Below are 19,200 nucleotides of genomic sequence, written 5' to 3' on the forward strand. Positions count from 1 at the left end.
CAAAACGGACAATTGGTGCAAGAGGTTCACCCGACCGGCGTGGGTGAAACACCGGCGACCTCCGCGAGCACACCGTCGAGCACGCCGCGGGCCCAGCGCCAGTCGCGCGCCTCGGCCCGGCGGCGGCAGCGCGCGCCCACCTGCCGGCGCAGCGTCTCGTCGTCGGCCAGCGCCTCGAGCGCCGCCGCGAGGTCGTCCGGGTCGTCCGGCCGCACGGCCACGCCCGCGTCGCCCAGCACCTCCGGGATACCGCCGGCCGCCGACGCCACCACGGGCACGCCCGACGCCATGCCCTCCATGACGGTGAGCGCGAACGGCTCCGCCCACCGCGAGGGGACCACCACGACGTCGGCCTGCCGGTAGAGCTCCGCGACCTCGGCCCGCGCGGTGAACGGCAGCATCCGGACCCGGTCGCCGAGCGCCGCCGCCCGCTCCCGCAGGTCGCGCTCGTAGGGGGACGGCCGGGCGCCCGCGTCGAAGTTCTGCGAGCCGACGAGCGTCAGCGCCACGTCGTCCCGGCCGAGGCGCTCGACCGCGGAGACCAGCACGTCCGCGCCCTTGTCGGGGATCATCCGGCCGACGAACAGCACCCGCAGCCGGTCGCCGCGCGCGGGGTCGGCCCGCGGGGCGAACCGTGCGGTGTCGACCCCGTTGGGCACCACCCGCAGCCGGTCTCGCAGCCGCGCGGGCAGGTGCGCCGCGGTCTGCTCGGCGAGCGCGGCGCTGACGCAGGCGATCGCCGCCGCGCGCCCGAGCACCCGGTCCGCCTCGCGCGAGGAGTACGTGCGCAGCAGCAGGTTGTGCGCGTACAGCACGGCCGCGTGCCGCTCGTGCACCAGCGGCACGAGCTGCGGCGCGTTGTGCGCGAGCACCACGCCGGGGTCCCAGTCGTCCTGCGCCGCGAGGGTCGGGCGCAGCGTCCGGCGGACGCCCGGCCGTGGGAGGCCGAGCCGTCCCGCGGCGGCGTCCAGGTAGCGGTCCGTGCGCCGCGCCGCGGCCTGCGGGTAGCCCACCGCCTCGGCGCTCGGGTAGCGGTCGGGGTAGGTGCCGTCGGCGACCACGACGCGCGGGCGCGGGGCCGTGCCGGCGGGCAGCGCGGCGCACAGCCCGTCGACGACCGTCGGGATGGCCGACCCCGTGCGGGGCGAGAAGTGGTCCCCGGGCGTGAGGACGTGCACCTCCGGGACCCGGGCGGCCGGGACGCCCCCCGGAGCCGCGTCCGCCGTCGCGCCTCCCGCCACCGCGCTCACCGCCGCGAGCTCCGCGGCTGCAGGCCCAGCGCCGCCCACACGTCCGCGGCGGGCCCGCGCCAGCGCGGCAGCGTCCACGCCACCGGGATCGTCGCCAGGCACCGGGCCGTCTCGGCGGCGTCCAGGGGCGACGACAGCACGCCGCGCACCAGCTCGACGCTGACCTTCGTGTGGGGGAACGCGAACCGGACGGACGCCTTCGGGGCGTGCCACGCGATCTGCGCCTGGCCCTGCGCGGAGAACTGCTCGGCGTGCCGGCGCTGCAGGAACAGCTGCTCCGGGACCAGGGCGAACGGCCCGCGGCACGCCAGCTCCGCGAGGATCACGAGGTCGTTGCCGACCGTCGGCCGGATGCCGCGCGTGCTGCGCAGGGCCTCGGTGCGGTGCAGGCCGTAGAAGATGTGGGCGGCCTGCGCCCGCAGGAAGTGCGCCATCCGCTCGTGCGGCGTCGGCTCGTCGCAGGCCAGGTCGGCGTCGTTGAGGTCCTCGGTGACCAGGCCGCCGGCGTCGATGATCTGCGTGCGCGGGTAGACGAGCACCGTCGCGGGGTCGGAGTCGGCGAACACCTCCAGGCACCGGCGCACGAAGGCGGGGCGCCGGATGTCGTCCGCGGCGGCCCACGTGAAGTAGGGCGCCCGCGCGAGCTCGACGAGATGGTTGAAGTTCCACCGCCCGCCGCGGTTCTCCGCCTGCCGGACGTACCGGATGCGCGGGTCCTCGGCGGCCGCCGCGCGGCAGATCTCCTCGGTGGCGTCGGTGGAGGCGTTGTCCGAGATGACGATCTCGATGTCCTCCTCGTCCTGCGCGCGCACGGAGTCGAGGGCGGCGGGCAGGTACTTCTCCCCGTTGTAGACGGGGATCCCCACGGTGGCCCGGGGTGGCATGGCGACCTCCTGGTCGGCGGGAGCGGGTCGGACGGGGTCAGGGGCCGTACGCGGCGAGGCTGACGAGGGAGACGGGCCAGGTCGGTTCCGGCCGCACCGGCTCCCACGCGGGGAGCAGGCCGCCGGTCTGGCCGCCGTAGTTCGCGCTGGGGATGGTGACGTCGCGCTGCTCGGTGGTCGGGACGGTGACGCGCACGGCCGTCGCCTCGACCGGGTCGAACCGCACGACGTGGGTGCGCTCGAGGAACGCGCCCGTGACGCGGCCGACCTCGGTCCAGGCGCCGTCGGCGTCCTCGACCTCGACGACGGCGTCCTTGAGGCCCGCCGTGCAGCACCGGATGCCGGCCGAGCCGACCACCACCCGGTCGAGGGTCGTCGCCTCCGGCAACGTCGCGGTGACCCACGGGCTGACGTCCGGCTCGCCGTCGGTCGTCGGGCCGGCCCGCCACGGGTCCGCCAGGGCGCCGGCGGCCGTGACGAGGGTCGCGACGTCGCCGGCGGAGGTGGACGACGCGGTGACGTCGGCGTCCGCGAGCAGGTTCGTCCCGCCGTCGAGCGCCGCCACCCGCAGCCCGGCGCCCGCCGGCGCGGACAGGTACTGCGGCGCGCCGGTGACGCGCAGCCGGGTCGACTCCCCGGCGGCGACGTCCACCGTGCGGGTGCCGCCGTACACGTCGGTGACGGTCACGGACGCGTCCTCGTCGGCGAGCAGGGCCACGTCGGTGACGGCGTCCAGCGTCCACACCGCCAGCAGCGGCTCGGCGGCCGGCCCGTCGTCCGCGCCCGGCACCGGTCCGACGGTCATCGCGCGCACCGTCGGGTCCTCCACGTCGGCCTGCTCGGCGGCGGGGCGCCCGGCCAGCAGGTCGCCGACCGTCGCCATCGCCAGCGCGCCCGGCTTCACGAACGAGCCGACCTGCACCAGCGACCACGTGTTGTTGCCCTCGCCCCAGCCGCCCTCGCTGAAGAAGTACATCCACGCGTCGACGCCGAGCTCGCTCTGCCACAGCGACGTGCGGGCGACGTCGTACGCCTGGCCCCACTCGTTCGCCGGGCCGTCGGACCACCAGCCGGACTCCGTGTTCCACACCGGCACGTCGTCGTCGCACGCCGCGAGCACCTCGCGCAGCTGGGTGATCTGCCCGATCGGGCCCTGATCGCCCTCCTCGTCCCACGACCGGTTGAAGCCGGTGTACGGGTGGATGCCCACGACGTCCCAGGAGTCGCAGGCACCGGCGTCCACGGCCTGCCGGTACCAGGGCACGACGACGTTCAGCGCGTTCCCGCCGATCACCCGCGCCTGCGGGTCGATCGCGTGCACCGCCGCCGCGAACGGCTCCAGCACCTGCTCGACGTAGGAGGCCCCGTCCCCGAAGCCGGTGTTGTTCGGCTCGTTCCACGGCGCCCACAGGTGCACGTCCGGGGCGCCCTCGTGCACCGCCGTCACGATCGCGGTGACCCAGTCGCCCCAGGTGCCGTCGGCCACGGCCTGCTGGGCGCGCTCGTCCGCCTCGCCCACCTGCACGTACAGGTTCACGCCGCGCTCGGCCGCCTCGGTGGCCGCGGCCGCGAGCCCGGCGAACGGGTCGTCCTCGGTCGCGCCCGGGATGGCCGACAGGTTCAGCGCGCCGACGGACGGCGCCGCGTCCTCCGGCACCATGCCCGCGACGTCGAGCTGCACGCGGTGCGTCCCCAGGCCGAGCTCGTCGGCGAGCTGCACGCCGCGCAGCGGGCCGGCGCCGCCCCAGTCCGCGCCGTCCGCGAGGCCGTCCGGGTCGAACGTCGCGCCCGGCGCCCCGACCGCGTACCGCAGGCACGTCGCGGTGCGGACCTCGCCGGTGGCCTTCTCGACCAGCGTCGCGTGCACCTGGTACGGGCCCGGCCGGGCCGCCGGCAGGTCCAGGGGCACCTCGCCGCCGCCCTCGGGGATCGCGACGGTGCCGCTCACGGTCTCGACGGCGGGCTGCGCCCACGGGTCGCCGCTGACCTCGTAGCGGACCTCGTAGTCGTCCGCGACGGTGCCCCACCACGGGTCGAACTGCGCGTGCACGGCCGGGGTCTGCCCGTCCGCGAAGTAGTCGTACGTCGCGTCGGTGGCGAGCCCCGCCCCGTAGCCCAGCTTGTCGGTCGTCCCCGACACCGAGACGTTCCAGGTGATCGGCGCATCCAGCAGGGTGCGCAGCCCCGTGGCGGACACGCGGCTGAGCTGCACCCCGCCGCTCTCGGCCGGGGACAGGAAGTAGTAGTCGTCGCCCGCCCGGGTCAGGGGGGTGTGGTCCGCGAGCCGGAACGTCGACCCCTGGCCCTCGCCGGACAGCGCGATGCCGCGCCACATCCCGTCCGGCCCGATCTCGACGACGCGCCAGGTGGGGCCCGACACGAGGAACCCGTCGCCGTCCGGGGCCGGGGCCACGCCGGACGGGTGGTCGAGGGTCTGCGCGCGCCCGTTGCCGGAGTCGGTCGTCATGGTGCCGCCGACCTGCAGCAGCACGCTGCCCTCCGCGTCGTAGCGGGTCAGCGTCGTGTAGGAGGACTCGCCGTCGGCGTCGCTCAGCACGAACAGCGTGCCGTCCGGCTGCGGGTAGAACCGCGGGTACCAGTCCCAGGCCAGCTCGGGCCCGTCGGACACGGTGCCGTCGGCGTGCAGCAGCACCAGCGTGCGCGAGCGCTCGAACGCCACGGCGGCCACCGCGTCGTCGTCGTCCGCGGTGAACGGCAGGACGTCGATGACGTGGCCGTCGCCTGCGTCCGCGAGGTCCCACACCGTCGCCGGCTCGTCGCTCTCGGTCCACGACCCGACCTGCCGGCCGTCCGCGGAACCGGTCGGGGCGATGACGTCGCCGTCGGGGGAGAGCGTGAACGTGTCCGGCGCGGAGCCCCCGCGCGGCGCCGTCACCGTGACCACGCGCTCGGCGTCGCCGTCCGGGGACCACACGGTCACCACGGCCGCGTCGCCGTCGTCCGCACGGGCCAGCGTCGCCACGTGGTCGCCCACGGCCTCGAGGCCCGCCGGCTCGCCGCCACCCGACGCGACCAGGTCCGGCACCAGCGCGGTCGGCTCCACCGACGGGGCGTCCGCCGCGAGCGCCGCGAACCGCCCCGGGTCCGCGACGCCGCACATCCGCGCGGCCGGGACGCCCGCGGGCGGGGCGTCCTCACCGGTCGCGGACACGGCGGCCTCCCGGTCGCGGGTCAGCGCCACCGTCGTGCCCGTCGCGACGACGGCGCCCGCGACGACGACCGCCGCCACCGCCCAGCGCGCGCGCCCACGGTCCCCGCCCGGCCTCGAGCCCACGGTGCTGGTCACGTCGTCCCCCTCGGAGCCGGCACGTCAGATCACGTCCGCGAAGCCACGTTCCATCTTCGAGAAGACGAGGGCGCCGCCGGCGAACACGACGACGCTGACGACGGCCGTGGCGACCATCTGCCACGGGGCCGGCTGGGCGAGGTCGAGCAGCGCCCAGCGGAAGCCCTCGAGCACCCACGTCAGCGGGTTGATGTCGAACAGCCAGCGGATGCTCTCGCCCACCTCGGACAGCGAGTACGCCAGCGGGCTCGCGTACAGCAGCGTCTGCAGCGCGAACGGCACCACGTACGCCACGTCGCGGAACTTCACCATGAGGGCCGAGCACGCCATGCCGAGACCGGAGCCCAGCAGGATGACCGCCAGCACCCACAGCGGCAGCGTCACGATCGCCCACCCCGGCTGCACGCCGTACACCAGCAGCAGCACCACCATGAGCGCGGACGCCACGAGGAAGTCCACCAGCACGGACAGCACCGACGACAGGGGCACCAGCATCCGGGGGAAGAACACCTTCGACACCAGCGCCTGGTTGTTCACCAGCGACGGCGCCGCCCGGGACACGATGCCGTTGAACAGCGTCCACGCGAGCATCCCGGCGAACGAGAACACGAAGTACGGCACGCCGTCGCTCGACAGGTTCGCGATCTGCCCGAAGACGACCGAGAAGATGCCGGCGCTCAGCAGCGGCTGCAGCACCACCCAGATGACGCCGAGCGCCGTCTGCCGGTAGCGCAGCTTGAGGTCCCGGGTGCCGAACCGGGTGAAGACCTCGCGGGCCTCCCACAGCTCGCGGACGGACGGCAGCGGCAGCCGGCCGGGCGGGGTGATGACGATCGCGCGCGTGGCCATCGCGGTCACCGCCTCTCGTAGTCGAAGTCGGCGAGGACGAGGCCGGCGTCGAGCCCCTCGTCGGACACGGCCTGCGGGTAGGGCAGCACGGGGTGGATCTCGAACCGGCCGGCGCCCTCGAACGCGTCGAGCACACCCGAGGAGCACACGAACAGGTCGACGGAGTACTCGCCGGGCTTGAGCCAGGGCTCCTTGATCGTCAGCGCGATCTTCTGCTCCTGCGCCGGGTCCAGCCACAGGCCGCTGACCCGGGAGTCGCACTGCAGGATCGTGGTGCCGTGCCGGTCGTTGATGTGGCAGGACACGAAGTACTTGCCGATGTAGTCCGCGTTGGCGGAGACCAGGAACTCGATGGTCTTCGGCTCGGTGGTCCGGTACAGCGGGCTGGAGATCGTGGCCGACGTGATGCGCAGCTCGCCGGAGCCCGGGCGGCGCTCGATGTCCGTCTGGCTCAGCGCCGCGCGGTCCCGGCTGGTCTGGTACAGCTCGATCGCGTCGTCGACGTCCCCGTGCATCACGAGGTTGCCGTGCTCGAGGAACAGCGCCGACGTGCACAGCGCCTTGACCGTCTGGATCTGGTGCGACACGTACAGCACCGTGCGGCCCTCGGCGGCGACCGTCCGCATCCGCTCGATGCACTTCGCCTGGAACTCCGCGTCGCCGACCGCCAGCACCTCGTCGATCGCCAGGATCTCCGTGTCCAGGTGGGCCGCGACGGCGAACGCCAGCCGCACGTACATGCCGGACGAGTACCGCTTCACGGGGGTGTCGAGGAACTTCTCGACGCCGGAGAACGCCACGATCTCGTCGAACCGGGCCTTGATCTCCGACTTCCGCATGCCGAGCAGCGTCCCGTTGAGGAACACGTTCTCGCGGCCCGTCAGCTCGGGGTGGAACCCGGTGCCGACCTCCAGCAGCGACCCGACGCGGCCGCCCAGCTCGATGCGGCCGCGGGTCGGGGCCGCCACGCGGGTCAGCAGCTTGAGCAGCGTCGACTTGCCCGCGCCGTTGCGGCCGAGGATGCCGATGGCCTCGCCCCACGGGACCTCGAACGACACGTCGTCCAGCGCGCGGAACTCCTCGAACTGCTGGCGCTCCATCGGGTGGCGCAGCCGGCGCACGACCGCCTCGGCGGCGGTCGTCGGGGCGTCCCCGCTGGTGGCGATCCGGTAGTGCTTGCCCACCCCGGTGGCGCGGATGGCGGCGTCGGTCATCGGGACTCTCCGTGCTGGGCGGTGGTGGTCTGGGGGGCGGGCGCCGTGCCGGCGGTGGTCCGGGCGGCGGTGGTCCGGCCGGCCGGGGCCCCGCCGCGGTACAGGCGCTCGTAGGCGTCGGCGACGGCGGTGAGCGAGAAGCTGCGGACGCGGTCCAGGCCGCGCGCGGTGAGGTCGGCGCGGCGGTCCGGGCTCTCGAGCAGGTCGGCGAGCGCCGCGCCCAGGCCGTCGAGCTCGGTCAGCACCGCGGCGCGGCCCTCGTCGCTGACGTAGCGGGCGCCGACGTTCGGCGTGGCGACCACGGGCAGCCCGCTGGCCATCGCCTCCGCGTACGGGATGCCGAAGCCCTCGTACGAGGACGGCAGGCAGAACACCCACGCGCGCCGGTAGGCGTCCGCGAGCTCGGCGTCGGACAGCCGCCCCAGCACCCGCACGCCCGGCCCCGGGTCCTGCGGCGCGTCGCGGGTGACCATCCACAGCTCGGCATCGGGCAGCCGCGGCAGCACGTCCCGCTGGAACGCCGCCGCCAGGTCCCGCCCGCGCTTGCGGCCGTGCCAGGTCCCGACGAACAGCACCACCGGGTGGTCGGCGCGCGCGCCGTCGTCCGCGGGGGTGAAGCGCGTGGTGTCGACGCCGTTCGGGACCACCGCGTGGGAGCGCGGCACCCAGCGGCGGGTCTGCGGCGACACGACCACCACCCGGTCGGCGACGTACGACGCGACCACCTCGCTGACGCCGAGCAGCAGCATCCGCAGCTTCTCCTTGGCGCCGCGGATGTGCCGGGCCTCCTCGAAGCACGAGCCGTGCACCGTCCGCACGTGCAGCGGCGCGCGGCGGCGCCACAGCCAGTAGTCGTCGCCGTGCGCGTGCAGGACGTCGAAGCCCGACAGGTCCTGCCGGCGCAGCGCGGTCGCGAACCGGAACGTGCGCAGGGACCCGGACATCGCGACGTGCCGGTGCTCGTAGGGGGCGCCGGGGACCGGCGGGCAGTCGCTGAACATCGCGACGTGGTGCCCGCGGCGGGCCAGCTCCGCGGCCAGCTCGTGCGCCTGGAATCCGACGCCGATCTTGCTGCCGGAGGGGAGGTAGTAGGACACCATCGCGATGCGCAGGGGGCGGTCGGCGGTGGTGCCGGTGGTGGGGTCCGTGGTGGCCGCTGTCGTGACGGCGGCCTTCGTGGCGTCCGCGCGGGTGGGCTCAGCCATGCGCGCCCCCCTCCGCGACGGCGGCACGGGCCGGGACCGGCCGGGAGGCGGCGGACGGCGCGGGGGTGCGTGTCGGCTCGGGGCTGCGCGCGGGCTCGGGGCTCCGGGCGGGCTCGAGGGCTCCGCCGTCCCGGGGTGCGGTCTGCACCGTCTGCCCGGGCGAGGTCCGTCCGGCCGCCGTCGGGTCGGTCAGCCCGTCCCGGAGCGCCTCGAGCCAGCCGTGGCCGTGCTCCAGGTCGGGCTCCAGGTAGTTGCCCTCCGCCCACTCGTTCCACGACTTGACCCACAGCAGCCGCTCGGCGGGGCGGCGGTCCTGCAGCGAGTCGGCGGCCTGCCGGACGTGGTGCGCGAACAGCTCGGGCGTCGACTCGGTGACCGCCAGCCCGCGCGCACCGGAGCGCGGCGTGTTGTCCCAGTTCGGGTACACGCACGGCTGCAGCCGGTCGGACAGCCCGGCGGGCGCCGGCTGGAAGTCGGGGGCGTGCGGGTACACCTCGGGGCGGCCGAGCTTGCGGCCCACCCGCATCCGCAGCACGTCGGCCCGCGTCTGCCGCGCCGGGATCCGCATGTACACGCCGGCGTCGAACCCGGCGCCGTCCACGTCGGTGTAGCGCGGGCCGCGGCCCAGCAGGTCCGACACCTCCGCCACCAGGTACAGCCCGGGCAGGCCGGCCGCGCGGGCCATCGCCTGCCAGCGGTCCACGAACGCCGCGGCGTCCGGCAGCTCCTCCGGTCGGAACACGTAGAACACGGGCCGGTCGTCCACCCGCAGGTACCGCTCGTCGCGGAACGCCGGCAGCAGCGTGTCGAAGTGCCGCTGCTCGTCCTCCGGCCCGGGGTAGGTCTGCTCCATCAGGATGCGGTCGCTGGCGCCGTGCCAGATGCCGCTCCACGTCTGGTTGGCCCACGCCAGGCAGAACTTCACCGACGGCGCGCCGGACGCGAGCACCTCGGCGAACGGGCGCTCGAGGATCCGCCGGCCGCCGCCGAACCAGTAGTGCCAGTACACGAACGCCTCGACGCCGTACCGCCGGGCCAGGTCGCTCTGCGCCTCGCGGGCCTCGGGCATCCGCAGGTCGTAGAACCCGAGGTCCGCCGGCAGGTGCGGCTGGACGTGCCCGCGGAACAGCGGCCGGGCCTTCGCCGTGTTCGTCCACTCCGTGAACCCGGGTCCCCACCAGGCGTCGTTCTCGGGCACGGGGTGGAACTGGGGGAGGTAGAACGTCACGGCACGGGCGCGCAGCGCGGTGGGTGACACGGGCGTCGCGGGTGTCGCGGGCACAGCGGTCCCCTCTCTCGGCGTCGGACGGTGACTGGTCGGGGCGGGTGTCCCGGGCCCCCGTGCTGGCGAGTCTATGAGCGCATTTGTCCGATTTGTCCCGTCACCCCGGGTGAACTGCCTGGCATCCGGGTGACACCCCACCCGCACCCGCCACCCACCCGAGCACCCGCACCCCCGCGCTCCGCTCACCGCCCCCCGCTCACCGCCTCCCGCCCCCGCCCCTCGTTCCCCTCGGACGCTCCGAACGTGCTCGGAGGCGTCGGCGTGCTCTCGGAGGTGTCCGCGGACCACCACGATGGCGCGCGCACCCCTCCGATTGCGTTCGGAGCCTCCGAACGTGCCGGGGTGGCAGGCCGCACTCGGGGAGGTGGGGCGCTTCGCGGGTGCCGCGCGTTCTCGCGGGTGCCGCGCGCTCTCGCAGGTTCCGCGCGCTCTCGCAGGTTCCGCGCGCTCTCGCAGGTCCCGCACGCTCTCGGAGAGGTCCGCGTGTGCTCGGAGGTGTCCGCGGACCACCACGATGGCGCGCGCACCCCTCCGAGTGCGTTCGGAGCCTCCGAACGTGCCGGGGTGGCAGGCCGCACTCGGGGAGGTGGGGCGCTTCGCGGGTGCCGCGCGTTCTCGCGGGTGCCGCGCGCTCTCGCAGGTTCCGCGCGCTCTCGCAGGTTCCGCGCGCTCTCGCAGGTCCCGCACGCTCTCGGAGAGGTCCGCGTGTGCTCGGAGGTGTCCGCGGACCACCACGATGGCGCGCGCACCCCTCCGAGCACGTTCGGAGCCTCCGAACGCGGGTCTGTCGCGGGGTCAGGTCAGGGCGGACTGGGCCTCGCGGAGGCGGTCGACCAGGCGGCCCTCGGGCAGCTCCACGTCGGCGTACGTCAGGGTGGCGTCCTTCGGCACGTCCCGGACCAGGCGGCACCCCTCCGCGACGCCCACCGGCAGCAGCTGCTCGGTGCGCGTGACGGACGCCTTCTCCGCCTGGCCGTAGTAGTGGTAGCCCCCCAGCGCGTCCAGCACGGTGCCCGCCGGCAGGTCCGTCTTGGCGGTGGTGACGACCTCGACGGTCGGCGCCCCGAGCGGCCGGATGGTCGCGTCGCCGAGCAGGAACGCCCGCGCGATGGTGGTCGGCACCTCGAAGTGGCACAGGTGGTACGGCTGGTAGAACGAGTAGAGCGGCCCGGTGCCGAGCTTGTACAGCTCCAGGTAGTGCCGCTGCTTCGGGTCGTCGTGGGTGGCCAGGATGTAGACGCCGGGCCCGGGGCGCGCCCCGACCACGTAGTCCACCGCCCCGCCGAGCGCCCGCAGCTCGTCCACGTCGTACCGGGTGGTGAGCTCGTCGACGTGCCCGTCGTGGTCCCGGCCGAGCATCCCGCGCCGGTGCACGGACATGCCGGTGGCGTTGGCGACGAGCGCCTGCTCGACGGACACCTTGGTGCCGTCGGCGAACGACGTGACCATGTGCGGGTCCTGCCCCCAGCGCTCCGCGAACGCCTTCTGCGTGGTGGGGGTGCGGTACTCGTCCTGCAGGCCCTTGATGTTGCCGGCCACCAGCGGCGTCAGCCCGAGCCCGGTGACGAACCGGTGCAGGTTCATCTGCACGCCCGGCTGGTCGCCGTCGCAGCCGGTGTAGACGACGCCGGCCTTGTCGGCGAGGCGCGCGAGCTCGGCGCCGACGGTCGCGTCGACCTCCGCGTTCATGAGCACCAGGTGCTTGCCGTGCTCGAAGCAGGCGAGCGCCACGTGGGCCCCGAACTCGACGGCGCCGGTGACGTCCACGACCACGTCGACCGCGTCGGACGCGATCGCGACCCGGTGGTCGGCGGTGACGGCGGGCGTGCCGGACGCGGCGGCCCGGGCCAGCGCGGCGGGGGAGTCGACCTCGACCACGCCGGTCAGGCCGGCCTCGGTGTAGGCCCGCACGCCCTGCTCGGGGTGGCGGGCGGCGATCGCGACGACGTCCATGCCGGGCACGGAGTTGACGATCTGGTTGACGAGCCCGCGGCCCATGAACCCCGAGCCGACGAGCGCCACCCGGATCGGGGCGCCGTCGGCCTGCCGGGCGCGCAGCAGCGAGTCGACGACGATCACGGCGCCACCTCGGTCGACGCCGACGCCGACGCTGACGCCGACGCGCCCGCGGACGCGGGCGTTCCGTCCGACCCGACCAGCGGCCACGACGCGTCCTTGTCCGAGATCACGGTGACGGGCACCGGCCACTCGATGCCGAACGCGGCGTCGTCGTACCGGAAGCCCTGCTCGCCCTCGGGCGCGTAGGGGCCGCTGACCTGGTAGACCACCTCGGCGTCGTCGGTGAGCGTCTGGTACCCGTGCGCGACGTACGGCGGGATGAACAGCGCGCGCCGGTTCGCGGCGGACAGCTCGACCATCACGTGCTTCCCGTAGGTGGGCGAGTCGGGCCGGACGTCCACGGCCACGTCGACGATCGCGCCGGCGGTGCAGCGCACGAGCTTGCCCTCGGCGTACGGGGGCATCTGCCGGTGCAGCCCGCGCAGCGTCCCCGCGCGGTGGTTGTACGACAGGTTGCACTGCGCGACCGTGGTGTCGAGCCCGTGCGCCTCGAACTCGGTGGTGTCGAACGTCCGTGCGAAGAACCCGCGGTCGTCGCCGCGCGGCTCCAGGTCGACGATCGTCACGCCGTCGACGGCGGTGGGGGTGTACTTCACGGGTTCACCGTCCAGAAGAGCTGGGGGTCGAGCTGCCCGGTCTTGAGCAGGTGCTCGATCTGCGCGAGGCGCGTGTGCCCGCGCCCGGTGAACGTCTCGGTGTCGAGGGCGACCTGCTCGAACACCCGGTGCAGCTGCGCGGCGCCGGCCGCGGCGTCCCAGTCGGTGTCGAAGCCGGGCAGCACCTCGCGGATCTTCGCGAACGACACCCGGTAGGACCGGTTGTCCGCGCTGGGCTCGCCGAACGACACCTCGCACCCGGGGAACTCGGCGCCGACGGTCTCGGCGATCTCCCGCACGGTGTAGTTGTTGGCGTCCGCGCCGACGTTCAGCACCTGGGCGTGGACGGACTCGCGCGGGGCGTCGAGCACGGCGCGGATCGCCTTGGCGATGTCCAGGCCGTGCACGAGCGGCCGCCAGGGCGTGCCGTCCGACGTCATGGCGATGCGGTGCGTCGTCCACGCGAGGCCGGCGAGGTTGTTGAGCACGATGTCGAACCGCTGCCGCGGCGAGGCGCCGAACGCGGTCGCGTTGCGCAGGAACGTCGGGGAGAAGTCGTCGTCCGCGAGCGCGGTGACGTCCCGCTCGACGAGCGCCTTGCACCGGGCGTAGGCGGTCTGCGGGTCGACCGGGCTGGTCTCGTCGACGGTCCCGTCGGCGACGCCGTACACGGAGCACGACGACATGTAGACGAACCGGGACACCCCGGCGCGCTTCGCGGCGGACGCCAGCGCGACGGAGCCGTGGTGGTTGATGTCGTACGTGACCTCGCCGATGCGGTCCCCGATGGGGTCGTTCGACAGCTCGGCCATGTGCACCACGGCGTCGTACCCGGCGAGGTCGTCGGGCGTGACGTGCCGGATGTCCTTGACGAGCGTGTGCGGCGTCTCGTGGACCCCGTTGTAGAGCCAGCCGTTCTTGTAGTAGCCGGTGTCGAGGCCGGTGACCTCGTCCCCGCGGCCCAGCAGCGTCGGGGCGAGCAGGCTCCCGAGGTACCCCTCGGTGCCGGTGACCAGGATGCGCACGCGCTCAGTCCTCCCAGATCTTCCAGGGGGCGCGACCTGCGTCCCACAGTCCGTTCAGCTCCGTCCAGTCACGGAACGTGTCCATGCCCATCCAGAAGCCCTCGTGCTCGTACACGGAGAGCTGGCGGTCGCGGGCGAGCTGCTGCAGCGGTGCGCTCTCGAGCATCACGGTCGGGTCGTCGTCGAGGTACTTGTCGACGAACTCCCGCTCGAACAGGAAGAACCCGCCGTTGACCCAGCCGTCGGCGAGCGTGGGCTTCTCGTTGAACTCCACGACGGTGTCGCCGTCGACGCGCATCTCGCCGTACCGGCTGGACGGGTGGACGCCCGTGAGCGTGCCGAGCAGGCGGTGCTCCTCGTGGTGGCGTAGGGCGGCGGTGATGTCGACGTCCCCGATGCCGTCGCCGTACGTGAGGGCGAACCGCGGGGCGTCGAGGTGGTCGGCGACGCGGCGGATGCGGGCGGCGGTCGCCGTCGTCAGGCCGGTCTCGACGAACGTGATCTCCCAGTCCTCCTTCGCGGCGGTGCCGTGGAAGACGGGCTCGGAGCCGGCGCCGTCCGCGCCGAGGTGCAGCGTGAAGTCCGACGTGAGGTGCCGGTAGTCGAGGAAGTACTGCTTGATCAGGTCGCTCTTGTAGCCGAGCGCCAGCACGAAGCGGCGGAACCCGTGCTCGCCGTAGGTCTTCATGATGTGCCAGAGGATCGGGCGGCCGCCGATGTCGACCAGCGGCTTCGGGAGCTTCTCGCTGGCCTCGCGCAGCCGCGTCCCCATGCCGCCGCAGAGGATCACCACCGGGATGTCGGCCGGGTCGGGCTCGCCTGCGGTCATGGCTCCTCCAGGGCGGGGGACGGGGGTGTGGTGGCCGCGTGGACTGCCGGCTCTGGCCCCGAGGCTAGTCGGGGCATTTCCACCCAGACAGGTATGAACGGGTGAAAGTCGGACATTTCGCCCGAACGGTCCTGCGGGCAGCCCGGCACGCGCGGACGAGGCTCAGGACGAGCGGACGGCCAGCGCCGGCTCGATCGCGGCCGCCCGCAGCGCAGGGCGGACCGCGGAGACGGTGCCGACGGCCGCACCCAGAGCAGGCCCGACGACGACCCACCACGCGTCGAGCCCTGCCGTCCACCCGCTCGCGGCCGCGGCAGCGGTGACCGACCACGCGGTCAGGGCCGCGCCCGTGAGGCCGCCGAGGGCTCCTGTCACGGCACCCTCCACCAGGAACACGGCCGCGACGGTGCCGCGCGAGGCGCCGAGCGCGCGCCGCAGGCCGATCTCCGGGGTCCGGGTCAGCACGCCGACGGCCATGGAACCCGAGATGAGCAGCACGGACAGTGCGAGCAGCAGCGCACCGACCCACCCGACGAGACGCCCCAGCCGGCTGGAGACCCCGGCACGGACGGTCGAGGTGTCGAGCACCGGTGACGCGGCGAGCGCGGCTGGGGCGTCGGGTCTGATCGCCAGACGGACCACGTCGGCGACGACGGCCCCCGCCCCCGGGACGCTGCGGATCAGCATCCGCGCCTCCCGGTCGCCGCCGACGCTCCTGACGGCACCGCGGTACGGGATCGCCACGACGCGCTCCAGGTCCGTGCGCCCTTCGTCCAGGAACCCGACGACGTCATGGCGTCGTCCGTCGACCCACACGCTCAGGCCCCGGGGGTCGTCGGTGACGGGCACGTGCAGGGCGGCCGCCGCGCGGACGCCCAGGAGCACGACGGGCTCCTCGTGGTCCAGCCACCGCGCACCCGGCCCGGCGTCCGCCTGCGCCGCCTCGAGGTAGCCCGACGTCATCCCCGAGACGAGCAGGCCTGCGTCCTGCGGGTCCGATCCGGCGACCGGCGCCCGTGTGACGGACGTCGCGCGCAGAGGCGACACGTCGATCCGCAGGCCCGCCCCGACGACGGGCGCCAGGGCCGTCACCCGGGCGGGCGCGTCGGAGGGGAACGTCGTCCCCTCCGCGTCGGTCCCCGACGCGTGGGCGACCGTGACCGTGACCATGTCGAGCGTCGCGGCGGCGAGGTCGGCGTCGACCTGGCGCGCCGCGGCGCGCGACAGCCCCACCGAGGCGAGCAGGGCACCGACGCTGAGAGCGACGGCGACCACGGCCAGGACCGATCGCGAGCGGCGCGCACCCATCTCCACGAGGACGTCGCGCAGCACGTCGCGCGTCCACGTCACGCGACCGCCCCGGACGAGACGACTCATGGACGGGCTCCGGCGGGCGGTGCCGTCGCGCGCAGCCGGCCGTCGGCGACCTCCAGCACACGGTGGGCCCAGGCGGCGACCCGGGCGGAGTGCGTGATGACGACGACCGCCACGCCGTCGTCGGCCTGCTCGCGGAACAGCCGCAGGACGTCGGCGGCGTTCTCGTCGTCGAGGTTCCCGGTCGGCTCGTCCGCGAGCAGCAGCCTCGGTCGGGTGACGACCGCCCGGGCGACGGCGAGCCGCTGCTTCTCGCCCCCGGAGAGCAGCCCGCTGCGCGCCTGGACGTGCGCCCCGAGGCCGACCCGCCGGAGCGCTGCGTCGACCAGGGTCGGCCGGTCCCGGTGCGGCACGCCGGACGCTGCGAGCGCGAGGTCGACGTTCTCGCCCACCGTCCGGTGCCCGAGGACGTGGTGCTCCTGGAAGACGAAGCCGATGGTGCCCGACCGCAGCCGGTCGCGGTCGCCGCGGCGGAGCCGTGACGTGTCGGACCCGAGCAGCCGGTACCGGCCGGAGGTGGGCACGTCGAGCAGACCCAGCAGGTTGAGGAGCGTCGACTTCCCCGCGCCGGACCGCCCGACCACCGCGAGGCGCTCCCCGGCCCGCACCGAGAGCCCCACGTCCCGCAGCACGGGGACCGGTTCGCGCCCGGGGTAGGACTTGGTCACCCCGTCGAGCTCGACGACGGTCATCCGATCTGCACCACGACGAGGTCGCCGACCTCGAGGTCCCGGCCCGAGACGACGGCCCATCCCTGCGCGGTGCCCTCCACGTCCACCTCGACCTTCCGCGGAGCAGCCCCTCCGCTGACGAGGACGTAGGCGCCGTGCTCGTCGTCGCGGATCGCGGTGAGCGGGACTGCGAGGCCCTCCAGCGCCGGCGTGCCCTCGAGGGGCACCAGCAGCACGTCGTCCTCGTGGGCGAACGAGTGGGCTGCGTCCAGCTCGAGCTGGAGGTCGTATCCCGGTGCCTGCCCGGCGTCCGTCGCGGTGGCCCGGAACTCCGAGACGGCGCTCACGGTCGCGACGGCGCGGGCCGTGCCGTCGACGCCGCGCACCTCCACCTCGGTCCCGACGCTGAAGGCGGACGCGTTCGTGACCCCCACGCGCGCCAGGACCTGCGGGACGCCCGCACGGAGCGTCGCGAGCGGGACCCCGCCGTCCGAGAGGTCGGTGCCGAGCGCGGCGATCTGCGTCACGACGGCCCCGCTCTCGGGCACCAGGGCGATCTCCCCGCGCGGCAGCGGCGTCGATGCCGCGAGCACCGCTGCGGCAGCCTCTCGGCGGGCGCGGTCGAGGTCCTGCGCCGCCTGCGTCGTCCCCGCGGTGGGCGACCCGTCCTCGGCGCGGGCAGCGGCGAGGGCCTCCGTCGCCGCCCGCACCTGGTCCTGAGTCCGCGCCGCCGCCTCGACCGCGTCCGCTCCCGGCGGAGGCGGTTCTGCCCCGACCGCGGCGTACAGCGCGTCCACGGCCCGGGCGGTCGCGGTGCCGTAGACGCCGTCGACGGCACCGCCGTAGTGACCCGAGCGGGTCAGCGCGGTCTGGATCTCACGGACGTCGGGACCCTCGTCCCCGGGGACGAGGTCCCGGTAGGGGCCGAACGGCAGCGTCCACGCGATGACGGGCCGGCCCGCGACGTCAGCGAGGGCGGCGCCGGCGTCGACCCGCTGCCCCGGCTCGACCCGCACCGCGGTCACCATGGCCACCGGCTCCGCGGCCGGCGCCGGGACGACGACGTCGGTGCCCAGCCGGACCTCGCCCCGTGTCGCCGCTGTGTCGAGGACCAGCGACCGGTGCTCGACGACGGCGGTGACCTCCGGGCGCGTCGCCCCCGCGTCGACGGCGTCGTCCCAGGGGGAGCGGACGAGAGCGCCCGCGGCGAACGCCAGGACGACCGCACCTGCCGCGGCGCCGGCCCAGACGGCGATCCAGCGACCCCGGCGTCGACCTGCCGCCCCGGCTCGTCCGGCCCGGGGAGTCACGACCCGGCACCGTGGTGGATGACGTCGGCGTTCTCGGCGAGCACCTCCCGCGCGCGCTGCACCGCCGCGTCGAGCTCGGCGCGCTGTGCCACCAGCTCGTCGGCGTGCTCCAGGACGACCGCGGCCTGCAGGCCCGCCTCGATGCCGGCGATCCGCCGGGTGAAGTCGACCTCGTCCTTGCACGTGACGATCTGCAGGGCGATGGTGACCTGCTCCTCGCTGATCTCCCAGGACCCGGCGGTCACGAGCCAGGGCTGCCCCGTCACGGGCTGGAGGCCCGCCGCCCGGTAGCAGGCGCCGAGCTCGCCGAGCAGCGTCTGCACGTCGTCGCGGTCCGGGAGGGAGTTCCAGATCGGCGCGATCTGCTCGTCCCAGGGGCCGTCGCCGACGCCGACCTGCTCGAAGTAGCGGTAGTCCTCCGAGTCGGTGCAGGACGACTCCACCGCGGCGCGCTGGTCGTCGGTCAGCTCGAAGTTCGGGTGGTAGCGGTCTGCGGCGGCGGATCCCGCCGGCACCAGCCCGTTCGCGACCTGGTCCGCGGGCGTCAGCGGCAGCGTGTTCGCGAACCGCTCGGCCTGGTCGACGGTCCACGGACCCCAGGCCATGTCCGAGCGGTACTCCTCGGGGTAGGAGTGCTCGATGCCGTAGTACGGGACCCCGAGCTCCTGGGCGCACCGGGCGACGAGCGCTTCCCGGGCGGCGTCGAACAGGGCCTCCTCCTCGCCGGACGCGATGAACCGCTCGAACGGCAGCGTCACGGCACCGCTCGCGCTGTCGAGCGTCGCGCCGAGGTCGAGACCGGGCGCCGTCGTCGGCGTCGGGGCGGCTCGGTCGCTCGCACCGCAGCCGACGAGGAGGGCGACCACGAGCAGCCCTGCGCCGGCTCCTGCCGCCGGTCGCCGGGTCTGGCGGGGCCTCACCCGCAGCTCGTGTGGACGAAGCCGCTGATCCGGTCGTTGAAGTCGCTCGTCACCGTCCAGGCGCCGTTGCGCAGGTCGGGGTCGCGGTTGAACGTCGAGGACCAGGTCCGGCTGTTGAGCGTGACGTAGGCGCCGTACGGCTGGCCGTTCGTGTCGGCTGCGTGCTCGTAGAAGCGCGTCTGCCGGCACTGCTTGCCGTTGGCGGAGATGTAGCCGGCGTTGCACAACCCGTCGCCGGCCTGGGCGGTGGCGCCGCCGGAGATGAGCAGGAGGGCTGTCGCCAGGGCTGCCAGGAGCGTTCGTCTCGTGTGCCGCACGTCTGTCCTCGAGGTCGATCCGTCGTCGGATGAGAGGCATGCGGCTGGCTGCCTGCGGGCACCGTACGAGGCGCCCCGCGGCGGC

Annotated in this window: 16 protein-coding genes; all 16 read right to left on the reverse strand. The window is 74.6% G+C overall.

Annotation, left to right across the window (positions count from 1 at the left end; all coding sequences use genetic code 11):
- Positions 1–26: 26 nt before the first annotated feature.
- Positions 27–1,250, reverse strand: coding sequence for a glycosyltransferase family 4 protein (locus AAHH18_RS16070; protein ID WP_343302306.1), 1,224 nt, complete (start codon positions 1,248–1,250; stop codon positions 27–29).
- Entirely contained in the window at positions 1,247–2,134 is an 888-nt protein-coding gene (locus AAHH18_RS16075; protein ID WP_283321198.1) for a glycosyltransferase family 2 protein, read from the reverse strand. The genes AAHH18_RS16070 and AAHH18_RS16075 overlap by 4 nt, the downstream gene beginning before the upstream one ends.
- A gap of 37 nt (positions 2,135–2,171) precedes the next feature.
- Positions 2,172–5,441 carry a galactose-binding domain-containing protein gene (locus tag AAHH18_RS16080; RefSeq protein WP_343302307.1) on the reverse strand — a complete coding sequence of 1,090 codons (3,270 nt, stop codon included), beginning with the start codon at positions 5,439–5,441 and terminating at the stop codon, positions 2,172–2,174.
- A 24-nt stretch (positions 5,442–5,465) separates the two neighbouring features.
- Positions 5,466–6,290, reverse strand: coding sequence for an ABC transporter permease (locus AAHH18_RS16085; RefSeq protein WP_283321196.1), 825 nt, complete (start codon positions 6,288–6,290; stop codon positions 5,466–5,468).
- 5 nt (positions 6,291–6,295) lie between these two features.
- Positions 6,296–7,504: an ABC transporter ATP-binding protein gene (locus tag AAHH18_RS16090; protein ID WP_283321194.1), complete on the reverse strand. Its 1,209-nt coding sequence runs from the start codon at positions 7,502–7,504 to the stop codon at positions 6,296–6,298.
- Positions 7,501–8,709: a glycosyltransferase family 4 protein gene (locus tag AAHH18_RS16095; RefSeq protein ID WP_343302308.1), complete on the reverse strand. Its 1,209-nt coding sequence runs from the start codon at positions 8,707–8,709 to the stop codon at positions 7,501–7,503. Before AAHH18_RS16095 ends, AAHH18_RS16090 begins: the two co-directional genes overlap by 4 nt.
- Positions 8,702–9,991 carry a glycosyltransferase WbsX family protein gene (locus AAHH18_RS16100; RefSeq protein ID WP_343302309.1) on the reverse strand — a complete coding sequence of 430 codons (1,290 nt, stop codon included), beginning with the start codon at positions 9,989–9,991 and terminating at the stop codon, positions 8,702–8,704. Before AAHH18_RS16100 ends, AAHH18_RS16095 begins: the two co-directional genes overlap by 8 nt.
- Before the next feature lie 798 nt (positions 9,992–10,789).
- Positions 10,790–12,073 (reverse strand): NAD(P)H-dependent oxidoreductase, encoded by a 1,284-nt coding sequence (locus tag AAHH18_RS16105; RefSeq protein ID WP_283321191.1) that lies wholly within the window; start codon positions 12,071–12,073, stop codon positions 10,790–10,792.
- Positions 12,070–12,669: a dTDP-4-dehydrorhamnose 3,5-epimerase gene (gene rfbC / locus AAHH18_RS16110; RefSeq protein WP_343302310.1), complete on the reverse strand. Its 600-nt coding sequence runs from the start codon at positions 12,667–12,669 to the stop codon at positions 12,070–12,072. Before rfbC ends, AAHH18_RS16105 begins: the two co-directional genes overlap by 4 nt.
- Positions 12,666–13,694 carry an NAD-dependent epimerase/dehydratase family protein gene (locus AAHH18_RS16115; RefSeq protein WP_343302311.1) on the reverse strand — a complete coding sequence of 343 codons (1,029 nt, stop codon included), beginning with the start codon at positions 13,692–13,694 and terminating at the stop codon, positions 12,666–12,668. Before AAHH18_RS16115 ends, rfbC begins: the two co-directional genes overlap by 4 nt.
- Before the next feature lie 4 nt (positions 13,695–13,698).
- Positions 13,699–14,523: a glucose-1-phosphate cytidylyltransferase gene (locus AAHH18_RS16120; protein WP_283321188.1), complete on the reverse strand. Its 825-nt coding sequence runs from the start codon at positions 14,521–14,523 to the stop codon at positions 13,699–13,701.
- Between the two features lie 162 nt (positions 14,524–14,685).
- Positions 14,686–15,900: an ABC transporter permease gene (locus AAHH18_RS16125; RefSeq protein WP_283321187.1), complete on the reverse strand. Its 1,215-nt coding sequence runs from the start codon at positions 15,898–15,900 to the stop codon at positions 14,686–14,688.
- Complete coding sequence (locus tag AAHH18_RS16130; protein WP_283321186.1) at positions 15,897–16,589, reverse strand: ABC transporter ATP-binding protein; 693 nt, start codon at positions 16,587–16,589, stop codon at positions 15,897–15,899. Before AAHH18_RS16130 ends, AAHH18_RS16125 begins: the two co-directional genes overlap by 4 nt.
- Complete coding sequence (locus AAHH18_RS16135) at positions 16,586–17,878, reverse strand: peptidoglycan-binding domain-containing protein (RefSeq protein WP_343302312.1); 1,293 nt, start codon at positions 17,876–17,878, stop codon at positions 16,586–16,588. The genes AAHH18_RS16130 and AAHH18_RS16135 overlap by 4 nt, the downstream gene beginning before the upstream one ends.
- Entirely contained in the window at positions 17,875–18,798 is a 924-nt protein-coding gene (locus tag AAHH18_RS16140; RefSeq protein ID WP_283321184.1) for a hypothetical protein, read from the reverse strand. The genes AAHH18_RS16135 and AAHH18_RS16140 overlap by 4 nt, the downstream gene beginning before the upstream one ends.
- Positions 18,795–19,115, reverse strand: a complete 321-nt coding sequence (locus AAHH18_RS16145) for a hypothetical protein (protein ID WP_343302313.1) — start codon at positions 19,113–19,115, stop codon at positions 18,795–18,797. The genes AAHH18_RS16140 and AAHH18_RS16145 overlap by 4 nt, the downstream gene beginning before the upstream one ends.
- Between the last annotated feature and the right edge of the window lie 85 nt (positions 19,116–19,200).

The organism is Cellulomonas olei (genome assembly GCF_039548315.1).
GTDB lineage: Bacteria > Actinomycetota > Actinomycetes > Actinomycetales > Cellulomonadaceae > Cellulomonas.

What these genes read in the sequence shown, in the direction of transcription:
- AAHH18_RS16090 (WP_283321194.1), bottom strand. Translation starts at nt 7,504, where the DNA reads ATGACCGACGCCGCCATCCGCGCCACCGGGGTGGGCAAGCACTACCGG.
- AAHH18_RS16120 (WP_283321188.1), bottom strand. Translation starts at nt 14,523, where the DNA reads ATGACCGCAGGCGAGCCCGACCCGGCCGACATCCCGGTGGTGATCCTC.
- AAHH18_RS16130 (WP_283321186.1), bottom strand. Translation starts at nt 16,589, where the DNA reads ATGACCGTCGTCGAGCTCGACGGGGTGACCAAGTCCTACCCCGGGCGC.
- AAHH18_RS16095 (WP_343302308.1), bottom strand. Translation starts at nt 8,709, where the DNA reads ATGGCTGAGCCCACCCGCGCGGACGCCACGAAGGCCGCCGTCACGACA.
- AAHH18_RS16125 (WP_283321187.1), bottom strand. Translation starts at nt 15,900, where the DNA reads ATGAGTCGTCTCGTCCGGGGCGGTCGCGTGACGTGGACGCGCGACGTG.
- AAHH18_RS16085 (WP_283321196.1), bottom strand. Translation starts at nt 6,290, where the DNA reads ATGGCCACGCGCGCGATCGTCATCACCCCGCCCGGCCGGCTGCCGCTG.
- AAHH18_RS16075 (WP_283321198.1), bottom strand. Translation starts at nt 2,134, where the DNA reads ATGCCACCCCGGGCCACCGTGGGGATCCCCGTCTACAACGGGGAGAAG.